Consider the following 19518-nt stretch of genomic DNA (forward strand, 5'->3'; position numbering starts at 1 on the left):
TTGATCCGCAAGTCGACGGTCGCCGTATTCCTAGCCGTCGTTCTTCTGGCGGTCGTCGTGATGCGCGGTCACAACCTCGGCGGGTCGGGACCGAGAGACTCGGCTCTGCCCAATGCGCCTTTGGTGCTTCCCCACGTTCCCACGCCGCCAGCGGCCGACGCCCGTCCGCGCGCGCCGTCCCGCATCGAACTTGAGCCTTCGACCGCAATGCATCCGGTCGAGCACGTCAAATCGCTCATTCTCCAAGTCGAAGCGGAGGAGGATGTTGCAGCGGATGCGACGCTCGTCGTCCACTGTCGCGGTGCGGCTAGTAGTTGGAACGTCGTGACGTCGGAGAATTGGGCGCCGACAATCCGCGTTCCACGTCCAGACCAGGCCACGGAGTTTCGAGTCGTCGTCGGTGAACAGGTTGGTCATGCCGTGGCCGACGCTGGCGACGCGGTCGTGACGGTATACCTGCGCGGCACAGCCCAGCTGGCCGGGATCGTCGTCGACCGATCCGGGAGCCCTGTACCCCACGCATCAATCTACGTCCGAGAGGACGGCGACGGAGTTCTGACCGGAGGTGCGAGAGTCGATCAGCTCACGCCGGCGGCGATTTCGAACGTCGACGGGCGATTCCGGGTCGGTGGTCTTCACGACGGGCGAGATCTGCTCCTCAGGGCCAGCGCGGGATGGAGTTGGGCATCGACCGACGTCCGTGCTAGGCCGGGTGACGAAAGTGTGATCATCGAGGTGGCGCGGTACGAGGTCGCCGCCTTCCGTGCCGTTGATGAATCAGGCGGTTCCGTTCCGCTGGTGCTGTCGAACGGTCGTCTGGGATTCTCATTCGATCGACAGCTCATGCAGAGCTGCCTCTTCGTCGACCCGATCTCCGCACCTCCCGGAGAGCTGAGGCAGTTGGGCCGGGAACTCGAGCAACTCGGCGCGCGCGCGGTCGCGTTCCCGGAGCGTGTGGTTGACAATGAGCTGGCGATCGAAGTCGACGTTCCCGGCTTTCTTCCGGCAGCGCGTGGCGTGCCGGTCGTTGGTCCTCTGGAGGAGTTGGAGGTCACGGACATCGTTCTGCAGAGTGACGGCACTCCGGTGGTCGACCTACGAGTCCGGTTCCGCGTCGGTCCCGAAGGGCCACCGTCGACTCCGTGGACGAGCGCGGGGCGCTTGAACCTGATCGGGGAGAGCGAGAACGTCTTCGTGACGGTACCGAGCTTCGACGACGAACTCCTCATCAGTGGCCTGAGACCCGAGCCCTACCAATGGTCGCTGCGGGTGGGGGTCGGCCTGGAGTCGCTCCCCGACACTGCCGGTGCGCCAGCGCCCCGGATCGACCTCTCCGTCGATCGAGTCCTCGAGATCGACGTCCCGCCGCGCGCTCAGATCGCGTGCCTTCTCGTTCGAGTCGCAGAAGGCGGAGAGTCGCTCTATGACGGGCTCACGAGAATCCACGTCGCGCCACTCGACGCACTGCGTCACTCCGACAACGGAGCGTGGCTCAGCAGGTACCGAACGGCCACCTTCGCGGGCGCTCCGTACGTGCTCCATGGTCTCGAAGCGGGCGCATGGGTGATCTCACCGTTCGGCGACACCGGGCTTTCCGACGATGAGTATCAGATCGTCGAGCTGTCCTCGACCGGCCGCGCGGAAATCCGGTTCAGCGGGCAATTCAGCCTGCAGTGAAGCGCTTCCGTCGCCGCAACGAGGGCGATCAGTGCGCGCAGGACGGCGCTCGCGAGGTGAGAGGTGGTCGGGTCGATGGCGCGGTACGATTTCAGCTAGTCCTCGATCAAGCGATCGCCATGGTCGATTGCAAATGGAACAGGCGCAAGTGGGATCGAAGTGCCTGATTCATGCCGAGGTTCGGGGTGTAGAGCACGAACAGCAGGAGGCACTGCGAGTGAGAACGAGCGGAGCAAGTCATCGTCAGAATCGCAGGCTTCAGTCTCGCAGTCGTCAACGTCGCATCGCTCGACGCGTGAGGCACACTGAAGGAGGGCGTTCGTCGCGGGGCCGGGAGGTATTGCCAAGAGCTGTGGACGGAATCCCTGGAGAGGTCACGCGGCGACCTTGATGCCGTCCTTGAACTGGACTCCTCGGATGACGTCTCCGAGGTGTTCGTGGCCGTTTAGCTTCCCCCAGGTCTTCTCGGCCGACTTGGCGAGCTTGTAGACCATGGCGAGGCCGGCGGCTCGGGATCCTGCGCCTTTGGTCCGGCTGATTCGCAGCCGGATCGTCGCGAAGGTGGATTCGGGTGGGGTTGGTGGTGCGTAGGTGGCGCCAGTGCTCGGCCGGGAAGTCGTAGAAGGCCAGCATTGCCTCACGGTCCTTGAGCAAGCACTCGACGGCCTTCGGGTACTTGGCACCGTAGCTGGACTTGAAGAGGGTCATGGCCGCTTCGGCGTCCTCTCGCGTCTCGGCGTTCCAGATCTCGGTCAGCGAAGCCTTGATCTTGGGATGCATCGACTTCGGGCACTTGTTCAGGACGTTGGCCGTCTTGTGGACCCAGCAGCGTTGCCCCCGCGCGGTTGGCCAGACCTTGGCGCTGGCCTTCCAGAAGCCGAGCGCGCCGTCCGCGACGACCAGCTTCGGAGCGATCGTGAGGCCACGGGCCTTGAGGTCCACCAGGACTTCGGTCCAGGACTGCTCACTCTCGCGCTCACCATCGTGGACGGCCACCAGCTCCTTCTTGCCGTCGGCCGTGGCGCCCATGATCACGAGCATGCAGGCGCGCTCGTCCGTCAGGCGCACGTTCGAATGAATGCCATCGGCCCACAGGTAGACGTAGTGCTTGCCTGCGAGCTCGCGCTTGCTCCAGGTCCGGTGCTCCTCTTCCCACGCCTGTTTGAGGCGCACCACGGTCGAGGCCGAGAGACCGGCGGCCCCTTCGCCGAGGAGGCCACCGAGCGCTTCGCCGAAGTCGCCGGTCGAGATTCCGCGCAGGTACAGCCACGGGATCAGCTCCTCGATGGTCTTCGAGCGGCGCAAGTATGGAGGCAGGATCTTGCTGGTGGAACTGGATCCGATTGCCGTCGTCGTCCAAGCGACGATCATCGACTCGAGGACGACCGATCGGAATGTCGCCCAAGGCGGTCTGGATCGTGCGCTCGGGGCACGAGCCGTTGCGAACCACGAGCCTGCGGCCCTGCTCGTCCACTTGGTCCGCGTGGGCGTCGATGTACTCGGCGACCTCGGCCTGCAGGGCCGTGATGAGCATCTTCCTCGCGCCCTCTCGGAGAACGTCCTGGAGGATGTCGGCGGTCGGGGCGTCTGGCTGGAACTGGATCGAGTCGCTAGGCTGCTTCATGCGGCGTGTCCTTCCCCCGCGTTGGGGGCTTGGGTGTCGAGTGATGTCGAGCACCAAGGGTACGTCGCGTTTCCTCTCAGTTCACCGTCCACAGCTTCTGGTCATACCTCGGGCGGCCGCTTGGACGCCGCTCTTCCCGGTGAGGCCCGGCGCCTACGACACGAGCTTCACCGGCACGACGGAGTTCTTCGCCGCGAAGATGGACATGCTTCCGAACGGCGTGACCCGCTTCGGAGAGTCCTCACCGGGCTGCCTGCAACCCAGCTACCTGGGAGCGACGCGGACGCCGCTGGCCGGAGCGAGCGACTTCGAGCTCTACGTGAGCTGTGCGCGGAGTGACTCGGCCGGCGTCCTCGTGCTCGGTGCGCCAAGTGAAGGCCTGCCCGTGCCCGGTGTCGGCGCAACGGCTTGGATCGACCTCCGACAGCCGACCCTGGTCCTGCCCTGGTCGAGTGGGCCTGCTGGTTTCTCGAAGTTGCCGCTCCCCTTGCCGGTGGGGTCGAGTGGGGTCGAATTCGGGCTCCAGGGCTTCTTCCCGTCCGGGGATGGCTGCCCCGGCGCCCCGCAGGTGCAGTGGACCCACGCGCTTCGGGTCGAGGTGCGCTGAGATGTCCGTTGGACCGGAGCGGGTGATCCGAGCTGCGCGGTGCGCCTGGGCGGCCCTGAAAGCCCCCAGGGGAACCCCACCCGGTCGGGCCGCCGGGCCCGGCCCGGGATAGACTCACCTGGCGCGAACTGGAGATTTCTGCTCCCAACCCCTCCAGCGCGCCCGGAACAGCTCCCTTGAAGGTCGTCCTCGTCAACCCGCCCAGTCCCCCGGAGTTCCGCGTCAGTCGCGGTCTGATGGGGGGCTTCGGCATGGCCGTCAATCCCGGCCTGCTCTACCCGCCGATCGAATTGGCCCACGTGGCTTCGGTGCTCGAGTCCGACGGCCACCAGGTGGCGATCGTCGACGCGGACCCCTTCGACCTGGACCTGGACGGGACCCTGGCGCGGGTCGTCGCGGAGGCTCCGGGCTTCGTCTGCCTGGACTCGAGTTCGACCTCCCTGGACCAGGACCTGGGCCTGGCCAAGCGCATCCGCGAGGCCCTGAAGGTCCCGGTGGCCATGCTCGGCTCCCAGGTGACCTACACGCCGGGCGAGATCTTCGACGGCGAGAACGTCGACGCCGTGGTGCGCGGCGAGCCCGAGTACACGGTGCGCGACCTGGTGCGTCGCGCGGCCGACGGTGCCGCCTACGCCGAGCGCCGCTTCGAGGGCGTCGAGGGCGTGACCTACCGTCGCGCCGACGGCGAGATCGTGCACGAGCCCGAGCGCGACAAGATCTCGACCCTGGACGACCTGCCGATCCCCGCGCGGCACCTGCTCGACAACAGCCGCTACCGCTTCCCCGGCATCGAGGGCGCGATCACGACGGTCAAGTCCTCGCGCGGCTGCCCGCTCAACTGTTCCTTCTGCGGCTACACCCTGGCCCAGGGTCTGCGCTTCCGCTTTCGCAGTCCGGAGAGCGTGCTGGCCGAGCTGGAGGACCTGTACTTCACCCACGGCATCCGCCACGTGGTCTTCCGCGACCCGATCTTCACCACGCGCAAGGACCGCATCCACGCGATCTGCGACGGGATCATCGCCAAGGGCATGACGGGCCTGGAGTGGCAGTGCGAGACGGCGGTCAAGACCCTCGACCGCGAGGTGCTGCAGAAGATGGCCGCAGCGGGCTGCCGCCACATCTCCCTGGGCGTCGAGTCGGGTAATGCCGAGATCCAGAAGAAGCACTGCGGCAACAAGCTCTCCGATCTGGACAAGGCCGAGGAGGTCTTCCGGGCCGCCCGCGACTACGGCATCGAGACCCGCGCCTTCTGCATGATCGGCTTCCCGGAGGAGACCCCCGAGATGGCCGACGAGACGATCCGGCTGGTGGAGCGCTTCGACCCCGACCAGGTGCAGTTCTGTGCGGTGACGGCCTACCCGGGCACGCCGCTGTACCAGATGCTGCGCGGCGAGCGCGAGTTCGACTACGCGACCATGACCGGCTTCCAAGCCCTCGAGGGCAACGAGCACATGACCGCCGCGCAGATCGAGGAGAAGATCCGCGAGGCCTACCGCAGCTTCTACCTGCGGCCGCGGCGGATCGTGCGTGAGCTGCGTCACCCGGGCCGACTGGCCAGCAAGGTGGCGCGCTACTTCACGCTCTTCCGCCGCCGGGCCTGAGCCGGGCGGGGCAGAGGGTCCCACGGGGAGGGTTTGGCAGGCTTGTCGGGGTGCTGTGCCTTTGGCACGGCCCCGCGGCACGGCCCTGTGGCGCGGGGCCCGCAGCACGGTTCTCCGACACAGGCCGACGTCGGTCTGCGCGGAGTTTGCGATTTCCTGGCGGATCGCGAGGCGCATCGCGCCGTTGTCCTTGGGGCGCGACTGGCCGCAGCGCGAAAGCGGTCACGCTCCAATGCACCCCAGCCCTCGCAGGTTCTGAAACTCGAAACGGATCGCTTCGCAACGGCGGACCCGATCTGACGGTCGGGTCGAGCCCCGGTGCCGAAGGTCCATGGCGAGCACTGGGCGCTGCGCGAGACCACGTCGCGCAACTCGGAACCGCCGGCCGCTTGTCGTCGGGGGAGCCGGCGTGGACTTCTCGCTGCGAGCGAACCAGGGCGGAGTCGAGTGGTGGTTGGGAGCGGCCGCGGCGCGCGCGAATCGGAATCACACTTGTTCGAAACGCCCGCTCAGTTGCTGACCACTTCAGTTGTCCGGCAAGTCGGATCGAATCGCATGCCTCTTCGTGGTCAGCCCCCCCCTTGATCGAGGGATGGGGTACCCGTTGCGCGCGCAGCTCACCAGTGGCTTGCGCGAACCGCCTCCGACGATGCAGGCGGAAGAGGGAACCTCCATCTGTTCTCGACACGAAACATCGACATGAATGCGCCCCTTGCGACCCTCGTCGCCAGTCTGCTCTTCCCTCTGCCCGCGCTCGCCCAGTGCGAGTTGGAGAGCTTCGAAGCTCCCCTGAACGGTCTCTCCGGCTTCGGTCGCGGCGTCGAGCTCCAGAGCGATCGCCTGGTGGTCTCTTCCGCCTTCGCGCGCGTCGGCGCCCATCAGTCAGCCGGCTTCGTCCAGGTGTGGGCCGGAGGCCCAAGTGGCTGGCAGCAGTCGCAAGTCCTGACGGCGCCGATACCGGCGGCCGTTGCGTCCTTCGGTTTGGACATCGCACTCAGCGGCCAGACCTTGGCGATCTCCCAGCGCCAACCGCCGCTCGTGCGCCTCTACCACCAGGGATCCGGAGGGTGGACCCTGTCGGCAACGCTGGCTCCCTCGCCATCCGGCGGCTCGCTCCAACTCTACGGGGAACGCATCGCGCTCGCGGGCGACCGGCTCGCGGTCGGCGCGCCCTGGTATGACGTCGGCGGAACCAACGACGATGGTGCGGTGTACCTCTACCGGCGCATCGCGGGCGCTTGGGAACTCGACGTGGTCCTCACTGGACAGCAGCCGGGCCTGACCTCCAACGCCCAATTCGGATCCGACGTTGCGCTCGACGGCTCGCGCCTTCTGGTCGGGGCACCCTTCGACGACAGCCTGCTGCTGGACAGCGGCGCGGCGTGCCTGTTCGAGGCCGTCGCTGGGGGCTGGAGTCACGTCGCGACCCTGCTCCCTTCACCCGTGGCCAGCGATCCCCTGGCCCCGATCCTCATGGGCCAACGGGTCGCCTTGCGCGGATCCCTCGCAGCCTGCGGCGCCGCCGATGGCGACGTCGGAGGGGAGAACGTCGGTGGCGTGTACGTCTTCGAGGAGGCGGCGGGTTGGTCGACCACGGCGCTGCTGCTACCCGCCGACGTCGCACCCCAGGATCGCTTCGGCACCGGCCTCGCCGTCGATGGGTCGCGGGTCATCGCGGGCTCGTCGCGCCATGGCAAGCCGACGGGTCCGCGCCCGACCTACATCTTCGAGCGTGGCGTCGGTGGTTGGGAGCAGACCGCGAAGCTGCAATCATCGCAAACCGTGAGCAGTGCCCAGATCGACGAGCTGGCGCTGGATTGGGTCGAGGTCGCGGTCGATGGGGGCGTGGTCGCAGTGGGCCGGAACAGCGGTAGCCCGCCTCTGCTAGGCCAGGACCAGGGCTCGGTCAGCCTCTTCAGTCTGCCGGACAAGGGCGGCCTCTCCGGCTGCCCGCCGACCCTGTCCCTGTCAGCCGGCGGCATCCAGAACCTCGACTTCGACGGGGATTCGCCCCTCGCCGGATTGATCTACCTGGTGCTCGGCTCGATGACCGAGCCCACGTCGGACCTCGCCGTCAACGGAGTGGTCGTGCCCCTGGGCGTCGACGGCTACCTCAGCTTCACCCTGAGCCACCCGAACACGCTGCCGTTGCAAGCCGGACTGGGCCTCCTGGACCCGGGCGGCTCCGCCCGGGCGCGCTTCGCCATAGCGCCGGGGACAGACCCGTCCCTGGCCGGCTCGAAGCTGCTGCACGCGCTGCTCGCCATCGACCCCGCGGGGCCGGCGGTGGTCAGTGCCAGCAACCAGGTAGGCCTGGTGCTGCTGCCATAGGCCGAAGTAGGAGGCGCTCCGTGCATCGAGTGGCGTTGGCTCGAGTCGATCCACCGAGCGCCGTTGGCCCGAGTCGAGTCTCGGCCGAGCGCCTCTGCTCGAAGGCGCCCTCAATGGCTGACCGTCGCTACCGGGGATGAGTGAGCCGACCGGGCTACTCGTCGTCCTCGAGATAGCCCAGGGCGCGCAACATCTCGGCGGTCGCCTCGCCGCCGGCCAGGGACACGGGGCGGCCCGACGATTGGCGCTGCCACCAGCCTTGCAGGTCGGCTCGCCCGCGCTCGGCGTCGGCGCGACGGGCCGGCAAGAGGTCCACGGTCTCGGCGGGGTCGCGTTTCGTGTCGAAGATCGCCAGGCGCTCGCCGCTCTCCATCCACAACACCAGCTCCCCGTCGGCGCGCCTGGCGAGCAGGCGCTCACTGGTGCCCGTCGCCATCCAATCTCCGACTTCGGTGCCGAAGCGCAGGGTCGGTGGACGGGACTCGTTGGCGAGCGGAAGGATCGGCGGAAGCCCGCCGCTGGGCTGCAGGTGCAGCCAAGTCAGGATGCTGGGCAACAGCCGGTGGTTCTGCACCGCCGAGTCGACGCGCACGCCGGCGGGCAGACCCGGACCGGCGGCGATCAGAGGCACGATCAGCGACTCGCGGAAGAGCTGGTGCGAGTGGCCCAACAGGCCGTGCTCCAGGAGCTCCTCGCCGTGGTCGCTGGTGACGATCACGAGGGTCGAGTCCGTCAGGCCGAGTTGCTCGAGCTGCTCGACCACTCGAGCTACGGCGCGGTCACTGGCGGCCACCTCGGCGTCGTAGAGGTCGCTGGCGTGGTCGATCGCGGCGCGGACCCACTCCGGCTCGCCCACCCGCGCCCGCAGGTCCTCGGCGAGGTCGTCGATCTCGAAGCCCTCAGGTATCGGCGCCGACGCGAAGCGCGCGCGCAGCTCTGACTCGGGCTGGTAGGGCAGGTGCGGATCGGTCAGGTGCAGGTAGAGCAGGAAGCGCCGGTCACGGGCGCCCTCCAGCCAGGCCAGGGGCGCTTCGACGAACTGAGCCGAGCGGGTCCAGTCCTCGGTCTCGAAGCGCGCGAAGCCTTGGGCGAAGTTCTGCTCCGCGCTGATCAGCGGGTTCGAGGACCATCCGGCGGTGTCGAAGCCAGCCGCGCGCAGGCGCTCGGCCAGGGTCTGGCTGGCGTCGGGCAGGTAGCACGAGAAGCGGTCCAGCACCCCGTGGGCCGGCGGCTCCTGCCCCGTGAGGATCGACGCGGTCGAGGGCCAGGTCCAGGGTGCGACCGACCAGGCGTCTTCCCATAGGACCCCGCGTGCGGCCAATGCCTCCATGGCCGGCGCCGTCGGGCGCTCGTAGCCGTAGGCCGACACGCGGTCGGCGCGCAGGGTGTCGATCACGATCAACACCAGGTTCGGCGCGGCGGGCGACGATCGCGCGGCCTCGACCACGTGGCGCTGCTCGAGAGTCAGCCCGGCGACCGCGGTGCGCAGGCCCTTCAGCTCCGGCGACGTGCAGCGCAGGACCAACTCGCCGCCGTCCGGTGCCGCCACCCGGTGTTCGATCCAGCCACGTCGGCCGACGTCGACACCGCCGATCACCAACTCGTCTTCGAAGATCGGCTCGCCGTTCAAGAGGCCGACCATCGTGGCCCGACCGCGGGCTTCCTCGTGGTCGCGCCAGGCGACGCCGACCTCGAGTACCAGCTCCGTCCCGGGCCCCAGCGCGGGCAGGTCCCAGGCGACTTCGGAGCCCGGGGGAAGCACCAGCGCCGGTCGGTTGCCCGAGCCCGAACCCACGGAGCGCAGGGGACTCACGGCCTGGATCCGCACCGGATAGCGAGCCGGTTCTCGTCGCACTTCGAGCCGCTCGGGGCTGCGCAGCAGCTCGAGGGCGACCTCGCGATACTCGACCTGCTCCGCGCCGCCGCAGCCCGCAAGCGCCAGGGCGATTGCCCCGGCCAGCAAGCGCGGGCCGAGGGCACCCGGGGGGGGCGCGGCGGTGCGGGGGCTGCTCATCGTCCTCGTGCTCGCGCGGCGGAGCTGACGGGCGCGCCCCTCATCGCCCGCGCGCCGCTCAGGCCTTGTCCTCGCGCCACCAGTCGCTGGCGTGCGCGACCTGGGTGATGCCCTCGGCGTAGGTGCGCGGCGCCCACCCGAGCTCGTACTGGGCATTGGAGATGTCGTGCTCGTGGTGCAGCGAGAAGTAGGCCGACGCGCGGCGCTCCTCGGTCACGTCCGTGAACAGACCCTTGATGAAGATCGCCCAGTCGGCCCAGCGCTTGGAGATGTTCTTGCGCTTGATCCCGCCGCCGGCGGCCTTGATCGTCGTGTCGATGAACTCGTTGTAGGAGACGCCGGCGGGTCCGGCGAGCTCGTACATGCAGTCCACGCCGCGTTCGAAGTCGAAGAAGCGCCGGATCGCGTCGACCACGTCGTCCACGTGCACCGGGTTGATCTTCGAGAGGCCGTCGTGGGGCACCACGTAGCGGCCCGACTTCGCGGCGCAACGACGAAGCAGCGGCGCCGTGTGGCGGTAGTCGCCGACGCCGTAGACCAACGTCGGCCGGAACGAGGCCCACTCGAAGCGCTCGGCTCGGATGATCTTCTCCTGGATGCGCTTGGTGTCGCGGTAGTAGCTGTACACCGGCGCGCCGATGACCGCGGAGGAGATGACCCAGAAGCGGAAGTGGCTCGGCGCGTTGGCCTTGGCTTCCGACAACAGGTTCTCGGTGCCGTCGATGTTGATGGCGCGCATCATCTCGTCGGGCACGTGGTCGTGGGCGCTGGCCAGGTGCAGCAAGAGGTCCACGTCCTTCAGGAAACCCGTCAACGACGCGCGGTCGGTCAGGTCACCCTCGTGCACCTCGTACTCGCCGGCGTCGGTCTTGGGCAGGGCGGCGGCCCGGCCCGGTCGACAGAGGACCCGGACCTGGTGCCCCTCGCGGAGCATGCCGGGGACCATGTAGCCACCGATGAAGCCGGTGGCGCCGGTGATCGCGATTCTCATTCCGTGGGACTTGGTGGGGGGACTGGGACGGCGCGCCGGGGGGCGCTCGGGAGCGGTCGGGGCCGGAAACTATACGCCCTGGGCCGGCCCTAGCTGGCCTCGAGTAGCCGCTCGCCGAAGCGCTCGGCGGCGGCGGAGGCGCCCTTGGGCAGGTCGGTCACGAAATCCCGGACCAGTTGTCGCAGCCGTCGGGCGCCGTCGCGGGCGGGCTCGGGCAGGCCCTCGGCGACGCCGTCCTCCACGGCCCACAGCAGCACTTGCTCGCTGAAGCCGGCCAGGAAGCTCTTGGGCGCGTTGAACTCGAGTACCGGCCGATTCTCGACCATCGGTCGCGAGCCCTCGGCGAACGCCCGCAGGCGCGTGTCGTCGGCAACGCGCAGGGCCGCGAGGTCGGCGCCCGAGTCGACGCCGATGGCCCCGAGAATCGTCGCCGTACCCGCCGGCAGCGCGCCGCGCGCGAGCTCGTCGATGGAGCGCAGTGGATCGTTCGACCCCACCAGAACCAGGTCGTAGGCGGTCAGCCAGGCCGAAGTGCGCGGGAAGGCGGCACACCACGACGCGACCACGGTCTGCACGTCGGCGGTGGAGAGCTGGTACAGCGGCAACCACTGGGAGGCCACGCCGCCGGGCGCGAGCAGGTCGCGCAGGCGCTCGAAGTGGTCGACCGCGTAGAGGTCGCTCGAGCCGCGGGTCCAGGGGTGGATCGGGTCGGCTGTCACGAGATCGAAGCGCGGCCCGCCCTCGACGCGGGACCGCGCGCACCAGGAGCGCCCGTCGCCGATGGTCAGTTGCAGCCTCGGATCGTCCAAGAGGCCGCCCGTCCAGGGCTCGAAGGCGGGTCCGACGTCGACCACCGACTGCGACAGCTCGATCACCCTCAAGTGCTCGAGGGACTCCAACTCGGCCAGGGCGCCCGCCGTCGTGCCCATGCCCAGCCCGACCACCAGGGCGGTCTCCACCCGGCCGTGCAGGGCGGCGGGGATCACCGCCAAGAGTCGTTGCAACCGCAGGTCGACCGGAGCGGAGGAGGCCACGACCTTGCCGTCGATACGCAGCGCGAGCTGCGCCGGATCGGTGTCGGGCATGCGCTCGACGACCGCGGTGCAGACAGGTCCGACGGCCTTCGCTACCACGTCGATCTCCTGGGCTCCGCGTCGCGCGAAGGTCAGGGCCAGGAGCGTGGTGAGCCCGAGCGCGGTCAGGAGCCGATTCCGACCGGGCACGCCCGGGGCGAGCAGCCAGGCCAGGACGGCCGGTGCCAGGGCCGCCAGGGTCGCGCCCCGCAGGCCGAGGCCAGGCAACAGCAACCATGCCGCGGCGATCGCGCCCAGGGCCGCACCCAGGGTGTTCCAGGTGTAGAAGCGGGCCAGGAGGCGCGGCTCGTCGACCTCGGCAGCGTCCGTGCCGCTCGACCGCACCGCGCAGGCGATGGCGGCGGGCAGGGCCAGGCCGAAGGCCACCGCGGGCGGAATCAACGCCACCGCCGCGAGGATGAACTGGGACAGCCACATGCCGGTCACCCCGCCCTTGGTGGGGGTGCGGTTGGCGAGGGGCTCGAACACGTCGCCGGAGCCGATCTGCAGGCCCAGGAGCAACAGTCCCGCGCAGGCGGCGGCGACGGCGCCCACCCCGGCGCGCGCCAGGATGGGACGAGGATCGCGGCTGCCGTCCAGCCACAGCCGACCCTGGCGCGCGCCCAGGCCCAATCCCACCAGGTAGGCCGCGAGCACCAACCCGAAGGCGTAGACCGAAGCGCCGGTCAGGCTCACCAGGAGTCGGGTCAGGACAACTTCGAGCGCCAGGCTGGCGCCTCCCAGAAGGCCCGTGATCAGCAGCAGGCGCGAGACACCCGGGACGCTGGGCCGTCGACCGCGCGCGGGCCCCGCTGGTGCGTCGCTCGCCGGTCCGGCCAGTAGCACCAGGGCACCCAGGGCCGCCAAGACGTCGATCGCGGCCCCTGCGAAGATCGTCCCCCGCAGGCCCAACCACGGCAGGGCCAGGAAGGTGGCCACGATCGCTCCCGTAGCCGCGCCCAGGGTGTTCGCGCCATAGAACCGCGAGGTGCGGGCGCCGAGGGTCGCGGACTCGCGCTCGGTCAGCCGACCCATGAGCGGAAAGGTCGCGCCCATCGCCAGGGTGGTCGGCAACAGGAGCGCGGCGGTGAGGGTTCCGTCCAGGGCTCGCGAGGCACCCGCAGGAAAGCCGACCAACCCCGCGGTGGCCGTGGCCACGAGGGCGGCTGCGATCACGACCGCGGCGAAGGCGCGCTCGGGTCGGCGGGCGCGCGCGAGCGGACCGCGCCCGGCCAACATGGCGCCCAGGGCCATGCCGCCCATGAATGTCGCGACCACCACGCCTGCGCCGAATGCGTCGGCCCCGAGGGTGCGCGTGGCCAGGCGCGCCCAGGCCACCTGGTACAAGAGGGCGGCGAGCCCGCTGGAGAAGAAGACGAGGTCACTGGGTCGCATGGGCACGGCCGCACTAGCTCGGCGGGGCAGGAGCGTAGCGGCGGGCGGTGGCTGGCTACACAGCGGGTTCCGCACAGGGCCCTGGTCCCGACGCCGTGGATGGCCCGAGAATGCCCGCATGACCGCCACGCCGACGCCCACCGGACCTCCCGCGCTGCTGGTGGCCCTGCCCCAGGAACTCGGGGAGCTGGGCCTGGGTGCCCGGGTCATCGAGCGCGGTCCCGGGGCCTTCGAGCTACTCGAGCTGGAGTTGACCGACCACCGCGGCCAGCCCGTGCTGGCGGCCGTCGGCGGGGTCGGCAAGGTGCGGGCCGCCCGGGCCGCCAGCCACCTGGTGCGGGCCGGTGCCGGATCCCTGTTGGTGGTGGGCGTCTGCGGCGGGCTCCGGCGCCGTGAGCGTGTGGGGGACCTGGTCCACTGCGAGCGCGCGGTGCAGGCGGACCTGGCCGTTCGATCCGATCGGGAGCGCCTGGCGGATCCCGTGCTGCTCGCCGCCTGGCGCCGGGCCGCGGCCGGCCACGCGGGTTGGTTCCTGACCGCGGACCGGCCGGTCCTGAGTCCCTGGCGCCGACTCCGTCTGGCCCGCGCCTACCTCGGTGCCTGTGTGGCCGACATGGAGACGGCGGCAGCCGCCTGGGTCGCCGACGAGGCCGGTCTACCCTGGGCCGCCCTACGCGCGGTGTCGGACGACGTGGGGTTCGGACCTGCCCACGGGTTCCGGGCGAATTTCGGAGCCCAGGCCGGTCGCGCCGCGTCCACAGTCCCGAACCTTCTGGCCGAACTCGCTCGGTAGTTCGAATCCCGGCCGAGGCCGCGCGCCAGCCCGGATCGGCGACCACTCGGCGGCCGAGCCTGGAGTCCGGGGGCTCATCCACCCGATGGGGCCTCTTGGCCCCCTCCCGCGGGGGTATCCTCCTGCGCCAGAACCCCTTCCGGCCATCCGACCGACCGCCGACCGACCGCCGACCGCCGACCGGCCCCGCGCCGGACCCCCGCACCGAGACCCCGCCAGCCCAGCGCTGCGGACCCACGTGGACTCCCGAACCCCGATCCAGGAACGCGACAACGCGTTCGGACACTTCGTCAGGCGCCACTTCGAGCCCCTGATGCTCGCCGCCCAGGTCCTGATCGACCTGGGGGTGGTGCTGCTGGCGTGCCTGGTCGGATTCCTGATCGGGCAGCGTTCGGGGGGCCCCGGGGCGGGGGTCCCGCTCTCGGTCTACATCGAGCTGTGGACCCTCACGGCGGCGGTCTGCCTGGTCTGCTTCCACGCCTTCGGGATGTACAGCCCGGTCAAGAGCCTCTTGAACGTGGAAGAGTTCAAGGCCATCGCGAAGTCCTGCGCGGTGGCCTTCCTGGTGGTGGTGACCCTGACGCTGCTGCTGCGCAGCACCGAGCCCACCGCGGCGGGCGTGGCCTCGACAGCGGATGGTGACGCGGTCTTCCGCGCCCTGCGCCAGCTCCACGCGGCGATCGACCTGCGACTCGACCCCACGTCCTTCTCGCGTCTGACCCTGCTGGTTTCGTTCGTGCTGATCCTGTTCTTCACGACGGTCAGTCGTTTCGTCTCCTTCAAGACGATCCAGAGCCTGCACCGTCGCGGGATTGGCAACCGCAACGCCCTGGTGCTCGGCACCGGCACCACGGCCCAGTGGCTGATGCGGAAGTTCACCCTGGTCCCGACCCTCGGGCTGCGCACGGTGGGCTTCGTCGGCGATGACCCGGATGAAGTCGGTCGATCGATGGAGCGCTCGGTGGTGCTCGGGACCTTCGACGAACTCGAGGCCTTGATCGGTCGCTTCAAGGTGTCCGAGGTCTTCGTGGCCCTGCCTGAGGCCGCCGAGGAGCGCGTGATGGAGTTCATCGAACGCCTCGAGGCCCTGGGGGTGACCTACCGGGTCGTCCCGCGCTTCTACCACCTGATGAGCCAGCGGGTGAGGATCGAGAACCTCGACTCGATCCCGCTGATCAGTCGGCCGGACCGCAGCCAGGGCACGCTGTCGGCCCTGGTCAAGCGCCTGCTCGACATCGCCCTGGCCCTGGTCACCCTGGTCCTGACGGCGCCGCTGTTCGTCGTCGCGGCGATCCTTATCAAGCGCGATTCGGAGGGGCCGATCTTCTACCTGCAGGAGCGCATCGGGAAGGATGGACGGCCCTTCCGGATCTTCAAGTTCCGCACCATGCACGTGCACCTGTCCGGCGACGCGCCGGCGCCGCGTGACGACCATGACCCGCGCATCACGACCGTCGGTCGGTTGCTGCGACGCTACAGCCTCGACGAGCTGCCGCAGGTCCTGAACGTCCTGACCGGTGAGATGAGCATGGTCGGCCCGCGGCCCGAGATGCCCTTCATCGTGGCCGGCTACGGCGCGCTCGAGCGCGAGCGCCTGCGCGCGAAGCCGGGCATCACCGGCCTGTGGCAGATCTCCTACGCGCGTACCGAGGAGATCCACAAGAACCTCGATTACGACATCTACTACGTCGAGAACCGCTCGCTGCTGTTGGACCTCGTGATCCTCGTGCTGACCGTCTTCGCCGTGGTCAAGGGCACCGGGGCCCATTGAGCCGCGGCGGGCAGACGTTCACTCGATGCGGATTCTGCACGTGATGGAGGCCACCATCGGTGGCACCCGGCGGCACCTGCGCGACGTCGCCTGTGGGCAAGCGCACGCGGGACACGAAGTGGCCGTGATCGCCTCGGCCGAGCGTGAGCCGAGCGTGCGCGGGGATTTCGAGCAGATGCGTGCGGCGGGGGTGCAGGTTCGAGAGCTAGCGATGGTGCGCTCGATCAAGCCGCGCCTGGATGCTTCTCACGCCAAGGCCATCGCGACGCAGTTGCGCGAGTCGCGCCCCGAGATCGTCCACACCCACTCCAGCAAGGCCGGTGCCCTGGGGCGCTGGGCTTCCCTGCGCACGGGCATCGGTCGCCGGGTGCACACGCCCCACACCTTCGCCTTCCTGTTCGACGCCATGTTCAGCGCGCGCAAGCGACGGCTGTTCCGCACGATCGAGGTGCAGCTCGGGCGGCGGACCGACCGTCTGGTGGCGGTCAGCCGCGGCGAGGCGGAGACCATCGCGCGTTCGGGAGTGATCGAGCCCGCGCGGGTGCGCGTGGTCGAGAACGGAATCGACCCCGAGCCCTGGCGCCGGGCCGAGCCGCTCGCGCCGCAGCAACTGGGCCTGCCCGCCGGCGCGACGGTGGTGTTGGTCGTGGGGCTGCTCAACTCGGCCAAGGGTCAGGACCTGGCCCTGCGCGCCCTCGCGGCTTGCGAGCGGCCGGACGCACACCTGCTGCTTGCCGGGCACGGCGAGATGGACGCCGAGCTGCGCACCCTGGCCGCGGAGCTTGGAATCGCCGAGCGCGCCCACTTCCTCGGTTGGCGCGACGACGTGCCGCGCTTGATGGCCTCCTGCGACGTACTCTGCCTGCCATCGCGCTGGGAGGCCCTGCCCTACGCGGTGCTCGAAGCCATGGCCGCCGGCCGTGCGGTGGTGGCGAGCCGCGTGGACGGGGCGCGCGACCTGGTGCAAGAGGGCACCAGCGGGTTCCTCTGCGAGGTGGGCGACGTGGCCGGGCTGGCGGCGTCCCTGGCACGCGCGATCGATCTCGCCGCGCCGCAGCGGGCGGCCCTCGGCGCCGCCGGGCGCGCGCGGTTCGACGCCGGCTACACCATCGATCACATGGTCCGCGGCCTGGACGCGGTCTACTCGGAGCTGCTTTGAAGATCCTGCACGTGGTGACGACCCTCGATGTCGGCGGGGCCGAGATGCACCTGTTGTCCCAGGTGCGCGGTCAATGCGCCCGCGGGCATTCGGTGCGCATGGTCTTCCTCAAGGGCGAGGGCCGCCTGACGGAGGACTTCCTCGCCGCCGGCGCGGAGTGGGTCGGGCAGGTACCCGCGACTCGGCCCTTCGGTCTTTGGAGTCACCTGCGCTGGGCCGAGTTGGTGCACTCGCACCTGCTCAAGGCGGATGTGTTGACCGCGGTCATGGCGACCCTGGCCGGGCGTCGGCGATGCCTGGTCTCGGGCAAGCACAACGACGAACAGGTGCTGAAGCGGCCACTGGTGGGGGCCGTCCACGCGGTTATCGGGCGCCTGCCGCGGCTGACGATCGTGCTCTCCGACCACGTCGGGCGCTTTGTCGAGCGCTACGGACACGTGCCCCTGCGGCGCCAGGCGCGCGTCTACTACGGGCTCGACCCCGAACCCTTCGAGCGCGCCGCTGCGGCGCCCTTCGCCGAGCGCATGGATCTGCGCGCCGAGCTGGGCCTGGGCCGCGGCGACGTGGTCTTCACCTGCGTGGCGCGCTTCGCGCCGCAGAAGGCCCACGACGTGCTGCTGCGCGGCTTCGCCGCCGCCCGCAAGAGCTTCGGACCGCGCCTGCGCCTCTTGCTGGTGGGAGACGATCCCTTCGGCGACGGGCGCCAGAGGGCCGAGGCCGTCGCCGCCGAGCTGGGACTGGGCGACGCGGTCGTCTTCGCGGGGATCCGGCGCGACGTGGCCCAGATCCTGGCGGCCAGCGACGTCTTCGTGATGGCCTCCCTCTGGGAGGGGCTCGGGCTCGTCTTCCTGGAGGCCATGGCGACCTCACTGCCGGTCCTCGCCACCGACGTCTCGGCCGTTCCGGAGGTCGTGGTGGACGGCCAGACCGGCGTGCTGGTGCCGCCCTCGGACGCCGAGGCCCTGGCCCGGGCCATGGCCGAGCTGGCCCAGTCCGCCGACCGCCGCCACGAACTGGGTCGCGCTGGTCACCTGCGGGTGCTCGAGCACTTCGGCCTCGATCGGATGGTTGACGAGACCCTCCATCACTACGAGTCCGTGGCCCGTAGTAGCTGAGTTGCCACCCCCGCGGCGGCTAGACTCCCCCCTGTGACCATGAATCTCCCTGCGCTCATCCTCGCCGTCGCCCCGTCTCTGTTCCTCGCCGGCGAGCCGGTTCAGGAGGGGGCCCAGCAGCGGCCCAGGACCAACTCCGCCAAGGCCGCCTACGCCGATCCCGCCGCGCGCAAGCGGGCGATGGACGACCTCGAGCTGCTCGGGCGTCGGCACGGCTGCCGTGCCTGGGTCGCGGACGACCGTGAGGTCTCGATCGACGTGTGGTCCTCACTGCCGGGCCTGCGCTACGACCTGCTCGAGACCACCTACGTCAACCTCGACCCGACCGGTGCCAGTGGGGACGACGGCTGGATGGTGCACAACTACGTGCCGCGCCTGGTCCACGTTCAGCCGGAGTCCAGCGGTTACATGCTCTCCGAGTACGTCACCGACTCCGACATGGGCGAGAACTACGCCAGCGTCTACCAGCGCATGGTGTCGGACGGCGAGGTGTCCTGGGCCGAGTCGCCCGGGGGCGCGGTGCGTGAGTCCGCCGCCGAGCAGCGCGCCCGGGGCTTGATCGGGCGCGAGCTGCTGCTGACGATGTTCCCGCTCGGACTGGACGTGCAGAACCGGCGGCTCACCTACCTGCGCGACGAGGACACGGGGGCGTCGGTCTACATGATCAAGCTGACGCGCCCGATCAACATCTTCGAGATGGAGTCGGCCAAGGAGTTCGCCCTCTACCTCGACTCCGAGGATGGCTTCCCGGTGCAGATGCAGTTCCGGACGATCGAGTCCATCGGCTTCGACTACACCGTCGCCATGGACTTCGTCGATTGGCGCCACGTCCCGCTGACCGATTCGATTCGCGCCGACCTGCGGCGTCGACTGGTCGAGGCCTGGCGCGACCAGGGCGTCAAGGATTGGGTCGCGCGGCAGCCCGATCCGGAGCTGGCCGACCCGCCGGCGGCGCTGCTCGAGGCCGAGCCGGATCCGGAGACGATCCAGGTGCCCAAGGAGCTGATCCTTCCCTACCGCCGTTTCATGGGCGGCATCGATGCGCCCCAGCTGACCGAGCTGTGGATGGAGGACCCGATCATCGAGCCCCTGCCGCAGGGAGCTCTGGAGCGTCCCTGGCTGTCGAACCGCCTCTTCGGACACCCGGTCCGGGCCGACTTCTGGGACCCGCCGGCCGAACCCGCCGAGAGCGGGGCCGACGGTCGTGCCGACGGTGATGCCGAGGGAGCCGGCGACGGCCAGGACGGCTGAGTCGATCCCCCCTGGCTCACGGCCTCGGTCGTCGGCGGCGCTGACGGCCGCGCCGACGGCATCTTGGGCGGTTCGGCTTGAGCCGTCCGCGGGTCCCGGTCGACGAGGGATGCCTC

Annotated in this window: 13 protein-coding genes and 1 pseudogene; 9 read left to right on the forward strand and 5 right to left on the reverse strand. The window is 69.8% G+C overall.

The genetic code is table 11. The features are described 5' to 3' along the window. A complete protein-coding gene (locus tag Pla133_RS11905; protein ID WP_145065446.1) occupies positions 1–1677 on the forward strand; it encodes a carboxypeptidase-like regulatory domain-containing protein in 1677 nt (558 codons plus the stop codon). 106 nt (positions 1678–1783) lie between these two features. Here Pla133_RS11905 and Pla133_RS26220 read toward each other — a convergent pair whose 3' ends face one another. Together Pla133_RS26220 and Pla133_RS11910 are read right to left on the reverse strand one after the other, a co-directional pair. Next, positions 1784–1918: a hypothetical protein gene (locus Pla133_RS26220; protein WP_419192407.1), complete on the reverse strand. Its 135-nt coding sequence runs from the start codon at positions 1916–1918 to the stop codon at positions 1784–1786. 133 nt (positions 1919–2051) lie between these two features. After that, positions 2052–3301: pseudogene (locus Pla133_RS11910) on the reverse strand (IS256 family transposase). 139 nt (positions 3302–3440) lie between these two features. Between Pla133_RS11910 and Pla133_RS11915 the strand changes: the two are divergent. The 3 genes from Pla133_RS11915 (at position 3441) to Pla133_RS11925 (ending at position 7840) form a co-directional block, all read left to right on the forward strand. Further along, the gene (locus tag Pla133_RS11915; protein ID WP_145065448.1) at positions 3441–3908 is read left to right on the forward strand and encodes a hypothetical protein; all 468 of its coding nucleotides are present in this window, start codon (positions 3441–3443) and stop codon (positions 3906–3908) included. 176 nt (positions 3909–4084) lie between these two features. Further along, positions 4085–5509, forward strand: coding sequence for a B12-binding domain-containing radical SAM protein (locus Pla133_RS11920; RefSeq protein ID WP_145065450.1), 1425 nt, complete (start codon positions 4085–4087; stop codon positions 5507–5509). 699 nt (positions 5510–6208) lie between these two features. Beyond that, positions 6209–7840: an FG-GAP repeat protein gene (locus Pla133_RS11925; RefSeq protein WP_145065452.1), complete on the forward strand. Its 1632-nt coding sequence runs from the start codon at positions 6209–6211 to the stop codon at positions 7838–7840. 154 nt (positions 7841–7994) lie between these two features. Here the strand turns inward: Pla133_RS11925 and Pla133_RS11930 are convergent, their stop codons facing one another. From Pla133_RS11930 to Pla133_RS11940, 3 genes are all read right to left on the reverse strand, one after another. Further along, the gene (locus Pla133_RS11930; protein WP_419192408.1) at positions 7995–9854 is read right to left on the reverse strand and encodes a sulfatase; all 1860 of its coding nucleotides are present in this window, start codon (positions 9852–9854) and stop codon (positions 7995–7997) included. A gap of 58 nt (positions 9855–9912) precedes the next feature. Continuing rightward, positions 9913–10845, reverse strand: a complete 933-nt coding sequence (locus Pla133_RS11935) for an NAD-dependent epimerase/dehydratase family protein (protein ID WP_145065456.1) — start codon at positions 10843–10845, stop codon at positions 9913–9915. An 89-nt stretch (positions 10846–10934) separates the two neighbouring features. Then, positions 10935–13313 (reverse strand): fused MFS/spermidine synthase, encoded by a 2379-nt coding sequence (locus Pla133_RS11940; protein ID WP_419192409.1) that lies wholly within the window; start codon positions 13311–13313, stop codon positions 10935–10937. A 118-nt stretch (positions 13314–13431) separates the two neighbouring features. Here Pla133_RS11940 and Pla133_RS26225 point away from each other — a divergent pair, with 118 nt between their 5' ends. The 5 genes from Pla133_RS26225 (at position 13432) to Pla133_RS11965 (ending at position 19402) form a co-directional block, all read left to right on the forward strand. Continuing rightward, complete coding sequence (locus Pla133_RS26225; protein ID WP_419192410.1) at positions 13432–14106, forward strand: 5'-methylthioadenosine/S-adenosylhomocysteine nucleosidase family protein; 675 nt, start codon at positions 13432–13434, stop codon at positions 14104–14106. A 238-nt stretch (positions 14107–14344) separates the two neighbouring features. After that, positions 14345–15877: a sugar transferase gene (locus Pla133_RS11950; RefSeq protein WP_145065460.1), complete on the forward strand. Its 1533-nt coding sequence runs from the start codon at positions 14345–14347 to the stop codon at positions 15875–15877. 25 nt (positions 15878–15902) lie between these two features. Beyond that, positions 15903–17036, forward strand: coding sequence for a glycosyltransferase family 4 protein (locus Pla133_RS11955; RefSeq protein ID WP_145065462.1), 1134 nt, complete (start codon positions 15903–15905; stop codon positions 17034–17036). Beyond that, complete coding sequence (locus Pla133_RS11960; RefSeq protein ID WP_145065464.1) at positions 17033–18151, forward strand: glycosyltransferase; 1119 nt, start codon at positions 17033–17035, stop codon at positions 18149–18151. The genes Pla133_RS11955 and Pla133_RS11960 overlap by 4 nt, the downstream gene beginning before the upstream one ends. 39 nt (positions 18152–18190) lie before the next feature. Next, positions 18191–19402, forward strand: a complete 1212-nt coding sequence (locus Pla133_RS11965) for a hypothetical protein (protein ID WP_145065467.1) — start codon at positions 18191–18193, stop codon at positions 19400–19402. Positions 19403–19518: the final 116 nt, after the last annotated feature.

Source organism: Engelhardtia mirabilis, assembly GCF_007748095.1.
Lineage (GTDB): Bacteria > Planctomycetota > UBA1135 > UBA1135.